Source organism: Brevundimonas sp. (assembly GCF_024711105.1).
Classification (GTDB): domain Bacteria; phylum Pseudomonadota; class Alphaproteobacteria; order Caulobacterales; family Caulobacteraceae; genus Brevundimonas.
The window spans coordinates 1-7084 of the sequence record NZ_JANJTL010000033.1 but is presented as its reverse complement, the minus strand read 5'-3'; the positions used below and the strand labels follow the sequence as shown (position 1 = coordinate 7084).

General features: G+C 70.0%; 10 protein-coding genes. 1 reads left to right on the top strand and 9 read right to left on the bottom strand.

All coding sequences use genetic code 11. From position 1 onward, the window contains the following. Positions 1–135: 135 nt before the first annotated feature. A complete protein-coding gene (locus tag Q0M60_RS02270; RefSeq protein ID WP_296815413.1) occupies positions 136–399 on the bottom strand; it encodes a head-tail connector protein in 264 nt (87 codons plus the stop codon). A gap of 110 nt (positions 400–509) precedes the next feature. Further along, positions 510–1751 carry a phage major capsid protein gene (locus Q0M60_RS02265; protein WP_296815411.1) on the bottom strand — a complete coding sequence of 414 codons (1242 nt, stop codon included), beginning with the start codon at positions 1749–1751 and terminating at the stop codon, positions 510–512. A gap of 469 nt (positions 1752–2220) precedes the next feature. Here Q0M60_RS02265 and Q0M60_RS02260 point away from each other — a divergent pair, with 469 nt between their 5' ends. Next, entirely contained in the window at positions 2221–2406 is a 186-nt protein-coding gene (locus Q0M60_RS02260) for a hypothetical protein (RefSeq protein ID WP_296815409.1), read from the top strand. 151 nt (positions 2407–2557) lie between these two features. Here the strand turns inward: Q0M60_RS02260 and Q0M60_RS02255 are convergent, their stop codons facing one another. The 7 genes from Q0M60_RS02255 to Q0M60_RS02225 all read right to left on the bottom strand — a co-directional run bounded on the left by Q0M60_RS02255 (position 2558) and on the right by Q0M60_RS02225 (position 6809). Beyond that, on the bottom strand, positions 2558–2962 hold the full coding sequence (locus Q0M60_RS02255) for an HK97 family phage prohead protease (protein ID WP_296815406.1): 405 nt from the start codon (positions 2960–2962) through the stop codon (positions 2558–2560). Then, a complete protein-coding gene (locus tag Q0M60_RS02250; protein ID WP_296815403.1) occupies positions 2959–3189 on the bottom strand; it encodes a hypothetical protein in 231 nt (76 codons plus the stop codon). The genes Q0M60_RS02255 and Q0M60_RS02250 overlap by 4 nt, the downstream gene beginning before the upstream one ends. Before the next feature lie 176 nt (positions 3190–3365). Then, entirely contained in the window at positions 3366–4514 is a 1149-nt protein-coding gene (locus Q0M60_RS02245; RefSeq protein ID WP_296815402.1) for a phage portal protein, read from the bottom strand. A 165-nt stretch (positions 4515–4679) separates the two neighbouring features. Continuing rightward, positions 4680–5612, bottom strand: coding sequence for a retropepsin-like aspartic protease (locus Q0M60_RS02240; RefSeq protein ID WP_296815400.1), 933 nt, complete (start codon positions 5610–5612; stop codon positions 4680–4682). Continuing rightward, on the bottom strand, positions 5612–5734 hold the full coding sequence (locus Q0M60_RS02235) for a hypothetical protein (RefSeq protein WP_296815398.1): 123 nt from the start codon (positions 5732–5734) through the stop codon (positions 5612–5614). The genes Q0M60_RS02240 and Q0M60_RS02235 overlap by 1 nt, the downstream gene beginning before the upstream one ends. A gap of 50 nt (positions 5735–5784) precedes the next feature. Then, positions 5785–6237 (bottom strand): YcgN family cysteine cluster protein, encoded by a 453-nt coding sequence (locus Q0M60_RS02230; protein WP_296815396.1) that lies wholly within the window; start codon positions 6235–6237, stop codon positions 5785–5787. Positions 6238–6362: 125 nt separating this feature from the next. Beyond that, positions 6363–6809 (bottom strand): hypothetical protein, encoded by a 447-nt coding sequence (locus tag Q0M60_RS02225; protein ID WP_296815393.1) that lies wholly within the window; start codon positions 6807–6809, stop codon positions 6363–6365. Positions 6810–7084: the final 275 nt, after the last annotated feature.

Below are 7084 nucleotides of genomic sequence, written 5' to 3'. Positions count from 1 at the left end.
CTGAACTCCCGCTTCGATGCGCGCGCTCGACCGCCAGCCACAGCCGGCCGAGCGGCTCTAGCGTCCGCGTCCGCCCGCCCAGCGGCGTTTCGGTCTCGACAACCTGAAACAGCTCCGCCGGCGTCCTCAGCGCCCTCACAGCCGCACCGTCCGGAACGGCGCCAGCCAGGCCTCGACCGAGCCCGCCTCCACCGGCCCGCCCCGCTCATAGGCGTCATGGACCAGCTTCAGCATCGCCAGCCGCACCATCGCCGGCGCCTCGGCGTCCAGGCTCAGCCCCGTCGCCGCCTCCGCCTTCTCCTTCGCCGCCTCCAGCAGCATCAGGATCAGCTCGTCCTCCGCCCCGTGCTCGATGCGCAGGAACAGCTTCGCCTCGGCCAGGCTGACCGGTTCGCTCATGTCATTCTCGATTTTCTGGAAGGGCTTAGGGCTTAGGGAGTAGGGCTTAGTCGCTTCCGCGCCGCCTCTTTCCTAAGCCCTACTCCCTACTCACCAAGCCCTCGCGAGCCCTAGCTCGCGCTGAACTTCATCACCTTGATCGCGTCGAAGTTCTGCACCCCGCCGCCGACCCGCTTGGTCGTGTAGAACAGCACATAGGGCTTGGCCGTGAACGGGTCCCTCAGCACCCGCACGCCGGCGCGATCCACGATCAGATAGCCCCGCCGGAAGTCGCCGAAGGCGATCGACAGGCTGTCCGCCGCCACGTCCGGCATGGTCTCGATCTCGGTCACCGGATAGCCCAGCAGCGAGCTCGTCGCCCCCGGCTGCGTGGCCGGGCTCCAGACGTAGTTCCCGTCCGCGTCCTTGAACTTGCGGATCATGCCCGCCGTCTTGCGGTTCATCACGAACCGCGCGCCGGCCCGATACTGCGCCTTGGGCGCATAGATCAGGTCGATGAGCTTATCGACCGGGTCCTCCGTGGCGAACGCCCCGGCCGCGCCCGAGGCCACATAGCCGATCTCGCCCCACTCGGCGTCTGCGTCCGCCACCGTCGTGTAGCTCAGGAAGCCCCTGGGCTTGTTCGTCCCATTGCCAGCGACGAAGGCCTCGGTCTCCTGGGCGGCGAAGGCGTCCTCGACCTCGGCCGCCAGCCAGTCGTCCAGGTCCACCATGGCGTCGTCCAGCAGCGCCTGCGTCGCCGCCGGGCTCGCATAGAGGTCCGCCGCCGGGAACTCGAGCAGCTCCAACATCGCCGGGTCAGTCTCCGGCCGCGCCGCCGTCTCGGCCACCCAGCCGGCCTCCACGCCCGCGGTCGACACCGGCTTCCTGAACACGCCCGACGCCACCGTGCGGACCGTCGCGATCTCCCGCATCGGCGAGGCCGCCATAAGCCGCCTCTCGATCAGCCGCTCTGTCTGCTCCGGCACGACATAGCCGCCCGACGTCGGCCCCGTATCCAGCCCCGCCTTGACCTCGATCAGCCCGGCGGTCGTCCCCGACCGCAGGTAGCTCTTAAATTCTCCCTCCCCTCCGAGGGGAGGGCGGCGCGAAGCGCCGGGTGGGAGGGACTCAGCCTCCAGCTGAGGCCGCCGCATCTCGCTCATCAGCCGGTCCAGCCGCCCCTGCGCCCCGGCCACCGCCTGGTCGATCCGCGCCACCTTCTCCTCGAGCAGGCCGTCGGCCACCCCCTTGCGCTCCATCTCCTCCAGCCTGGCGTCGTTCGCCGCCTTGAAGGCCTCGAACGCCCCCATCAGCTCATGCATCGCCGCCCGCGCCTCGGGCGAGGCGAGGCCCTGTTTGGTCTCTTTCATGGTTTCCCCTAATCTCGCGGCGTCAGCCGCCGTTGTCGCGCGCGGCCCCGGCCACGGACGCTTTTCGATGTCTCGTTCGGATGATCCCGCCGACTGGATTTGGCGTACCGGGCTGCCAAGGCTCGCGTGGGCCGCCTGGTGGCCGCTGCTGTGCTTGGCGATGAGCCTCAGGCTCCGTCAGGACCCTCTTCCCTACCCTCTGGTATGGCTAGGCCTCGGTTTGCTGGGCGCTTGCTTCATCCTGTTGATGAGCCAAGCCAAGATGCGTCGACCCAAGCGCGACCGATCGAAGCCAGTTCTCCAGCAGGTCCAAGACGACCTACGCGAGGAGCCTCAGGCAGAGCCCCACTCGGCGCCTTTTCCAGTCGTAGTTCAGGCCATTCGCACAATCGGCGCACCCTGGCCCGCGCTACTGCAAACGGCCGTGGTTGTATTGCACATTGGTGCCTTCGTAGCGTGGGCGGCAGTCTTGCTTCTCGAATACAACTCGCAGGGAGATCAGTTCCTAGCGGCCGCCGGTCTCACCTATTGGGACACAGCTGTGATCGCCTTCTGCATCGTCCTGCTCGCCTCTGTTCGTCGCCACGCTGCCGCTTGGCGCAAGGAACTCGACGGCGAGCAGTCGCCCGACGCCTCCCAAACCGTTTTCGGCTGAGCCCTTGAGCGCATCCCCCGACCATGGCCCCGACGGGACGCCCGCCGCGACGGCCTGGCCTTCGTCGCAGTCGGCGCCGTCTGGCTCGTCCTTCGCCTACTGCTAATCCTTCTGCCGTTGACCTTCATCGCCAACCTGATCCGCCTGGCGCTCAGCTGAGCCGCAACCGCGCCCCCGGCAGCATCGGGAACGTCACCAGCGACACCTCCCAAAGGTCCACCGCCGACAGCACCCTGAGCGCCCCGTCCTTCCGCGCGCCAACCGCCCGAAAGCCGATCGACAGCCCGTCCAGCGCCCCGGCCCGGACCAGCGCCTGGCAGAACCGCGCCTGCGGCGACCAGTCCATCACCCGCCCCGAGACCTTCAGGCCCCGCGCGTCCTCCAACAGCGCGTCCCACACCCCCACCGGCTCGTCCGCGTGCTGGTGCAGCATCTTCACGCCCGAGGCGCCCCGCGCCGCCAGGCTCTCGCCGAAACAGCCCCGCGCCGTCACGTCCCGGTTCAGGTCCGCCACGCCCCACAGCGAGGCGTAGCCCTCGACGGCCACCTCGCTCATCGGCCCTCCATCCGGCGCTCCAGCCGCTCCACCGCCTGACGCACCGCGACCGTCTGTTCCTCCAGCCGGGCCAGCCGCTCGGCGACCGAGCCCTGCCCCTCGACCCGCGCCTCCAGCGCGCTGATCCGCGCCGCCGCCCCGCCGGCCCACAGCAGGGCGCCCGCCGTCTGGATCGCCACCGCGACCAGCACCGCCGCCGGGATCCGCGCTTTCATTTCTTCGGTCATTTCATCCTCGATCAGCTCAGCCCGTCTCCTCCCCATCGACTTGCGATGGGGAGGGGGACCGCGAAGCGGTGGAGGGGCCGGTCGCCGCTAGGCGCCGGTGCGGCGGATCCGTCCCCTCCGGCTCGCTCCGGCGAGCCTGCCTCCCCATCGCCTTCGCGATGGGAGAGGAGACGGCATCACCCGCCCAGCCCCGCCATCCGCCGCCGCTCTTCGGGCGTCAGGAAGCTCGCCGCCTCCAGCCGCGCCCACAGCGCCTCGCGCTCGGCGGCCAGAGCCGGCACCGCGTCCAGGTCCGCCTCGATCCGCGCATCCGGAAACCGCGGCCTCAGCCACGCCGTCATCGCCGCCGCCCCCTTCTGCACCAGGGGCGTGATCGTCTGCCGCCAGAAGGCCGCATTGGCCTCGCGGAAGGTCGCATAGGTGTTGTCGCCCGGTATCCCCAGCACCTGCGGCGGCACGCCGAAGGCCAGCGCGATCTCCCGCGCCGCCGCGTGCTTGCCTTCGATGAAGTCCATGTCCGCCGGGCTCAGGCTCATCGGCTTCCAGTCCAGCCCGCCTTCCAGCAACAGCGGCCGCCCGGCGTTCATCGCCCCGGCGTATTGCTCGCCCAGCTCGGACTTCAGCGTCTCGAACTGCTCGCCCGTCAGCCGCTCCCCGCCCACCACCAGCGCGCCGCTTGGCCGCGCCGCATTGTCCAGCAGCGCCTTGTTCCAGGCGCTCGCCGCCGTGTGGCAATCCACCGCCTGCGCCGCCGCCTCCAGCGGCGACATGCCGTACCAGTCGTCCGTCGGGTTCAGAAGCTTGAGATGCAGCACCGGCGAGAACCCGTCCGCTTGCCGCATCAGCCGCCGCGTCCGCCCGCCCGCCGAATAGTCGTAGGCCGCCGGCCATCCGTCCGCGCCGGGCACGACCCGCACCCGGTCCGGCCTCAGCGCATAGAGCTCCTCGACCCCCTCTCCCGCGGCCTCCAGATAGGCGTTCCCCGCCGTCTGCAGCTGGCCGTACAGCTGCTCGAACAGCTCGCGTCCCGACTGCTCCGGATTGGGCCGGTCCAGCACCGCCTGCAGCGGATGCCCCTCCGCCCGCTCCCCGCCCTCGAACACCACCAGCGGCGTCGAGGCCGCCGCCTCCGCGATCATCCGCACGCAGCGATAGGCCACCGGGTTTCGCCCGAACCCCGCCCGCGTCAGGCTCTCATAGTCCTTGGGCGTCCACACCGGCCGCCCGACATGATGCATCGCGAGGATCGCGCCTACGGCGCTGGCCTTCGCCTCGGGCGCAGGCCCGCGCCTCGCCGGACCCAAGGCCCTGCGCCAGTCGAACATCTCGATCTCCGGGGGTTCAGGCCCAACTCTCGAGCCTGACTGAAGTCTACCTCACCAGCGGACACCGGGCGGAACCGACGCTCGATTTCTCGCAGACCGCACGTCCGCAACGCTTTCGCGTCCCGAAATGCGGGGGCGCTTCCGGGCCCGCCCTCCCATCGCGGCTCAGGCGCTCTCCATCATCCGCAGCGCGCCGCCACCCAGATCGAGCAGCACCCGTTCGTGCGCCAGCAGGCCCAGGCCGAGCAGTCCGTCCGGGAACCCCGGGATTCGCCCGTCCGGCAGGATGTGGACCTCTTGGTCTTCGAACGTCCGCCCCGAGAACCACAACCGCTCGGCCCTGACCGAAACCCCCTCGACCGCCCCGCCCAGCACGATGCTGGTCGAGCGCCGCTCGGTCCGACCATCCAGCAGGCCTGCCCGCTCCGCCGCGCTGCGCGTCAGCGAAAGGGCCGCCGTCGCCCCAGTGTCGACCACCGCGTCGATGACCGCGCCCTCCATGGCCACCCGCGCCTCCAGCGCCCGCCCGCGCTTCCAGACGGCTGCGTCGCGCGCGCCCTCGGGCGCCTGGTGCGTCGTCCGCGGTTCGAACCGCATGCGGCGCTTGGGAAAGTCGATGTCTGCGACCAGCACCTGCAGCACGTCCTGGCCCAGGATGACCCCCACCCCGCCGCGGTCCGGATCGGCGATGGGGCCCAGTTCCAGGCTTGCGGCCCTGACCCGGTTCAGCGTCGTCTCGCCCAGCCGGATCTCCATGTCGGCCCCGCGTCCCACCTGACCGCCGCCGCCCGCGCCATAGGCGATCATCGGCGGCGTCAGGGCCTCGGTCAGCTCCAGCCTTTCGGCCAGCGCCCGATCGACCAGCGAGTGCTGGGCCCCACTGTCGATCAGGGCGCTGACGGTCACTCCATTCAGCCCGACATTGACCAGCGGCAGCGGCGTGCGCGCCTCCGCGAACGGCAGCCAGCCGCTCTCGCCCACCGCCTCGGCGTCCAGCGACGCCGTCGGCCAGAAGACGCGCTCCCTCAGCAGCCAGGCGCCCGCCGCCCCGGCGCCCAGCCAGGCCAGGCCGCCGAGGAAGCCGCGGCGGCTGGCCATCAGCCTAGCACGGTCCCCAGCATCGCCACGAACAGCGCGCCCACGCCGGCCAGCGCCGCCAGAATGAACAGCATCAGCAGGATCAGGATCGGGCTCAGACCCGGCTTGTCGGCATAGGCCATCTTGGGTTCCTCCTCTCACCGGGAAACGCCCCGGCTTCGCAGGAGTTCTTCTAACCCCGTTCGGCCACCAGGTCCCAGGCCGCGTGATCCAGCGCGTCTTCGGGATCGGCCAGGGTGTTTTCGTTGATCGTCTCGCCGCGCACGCTGACGCCGGCGCGATGCACGCTCTCCGGATCGCCCGAGATCAGCGGATGCCACTCCGCCAGCCCCCGCCCCTCATGCAGCCGGCGATAGGCGCACGACTTCGGCATCCACTCCAGGTCCTCGATCGCGCCTGGCGTCAGCTTGATGCAGTCCGGCACATAGGCCTTGCGGTTCTCGTAGTCCGAGCACCGGCAGCTCACCGGATCGAACAGCTTGCAGTGCACCCGCGTCGGGATGACCTCCAGCGTGTCCTCGTCTTCGAACCGGACCAGGCAGCACAGCCCGCACCCGTCGCAGAGCGATTCCCACTCCTGCGGGCTCATCTCGTCCAGGCGCTTGGTTTCCCAGAAGGGCTTCATGGCGGCGCGATATAGCGGCACGACAGCCGGCCGTCGCGCACAATGCTCGCCCTCAGGGCGAAGTGGTCCAGGTGACCGGGATCGTGACGCTTGCCCCCGACGCACCGCCGAGCTCGGCTACGACCTCAGTCTGATTCTGCCGGTCCAGCACTGACCGGCTGGCGTCTCCGCCGGCCCAGCGCCGAGCTGACGACGCCCGAACACAGTCCCGCGATCGCTCCAATGATCGCAAGGTTGACGCCTCCCCCGTCGAGGTCGGGGCCTGACGCCGTCAGCGTCGCCAGACCCCAAGTCACCGCGAACCCTGCAATGGCCGAGGCCGCGACATAGACGGCCGAACTCACCCGTCCTCTGACCAGGCCGGCCAGAAATCCCGTCAGAACCGCCGGGACGAAGCCGAACATGTAGCCAAACGGCAGCATCCACAGGATGGCGAGGACCGCCCAGCCCGACGCTGGCTCGGTGCTTTCCGCCAGGCCCCATACGGCGAACGCGATCGTTCCGAACAGCGGCCCGACCAGGCCGAAGGTGACGGCGGTCAGCAGGGCGGTCTTGAGGCTTCGCATCGGCATCCGCGGTCCACACCTAGAAACGCACGAAGGATTCGGCGTCCAGCGGGGCCGCAGGAGGTCGTCCCGCGCCCGCCAATGTCAAGCTGATCGGACCCGACCCGATGCGACGTCAGAGATCGTCGGTTGCCTTTGGCGCCCGTGACGCGGCACGGTCTCCCGGCAAGGCGCGGGACGGCCTGCATCGCCGCGGAGACATTCATGCTCGAGTTGCTGGCTGTCGCGGCGATCCTGCAAGGCGAGCCCGAGATCACCTCGCGCGAGGCCGAGGTCGTCGC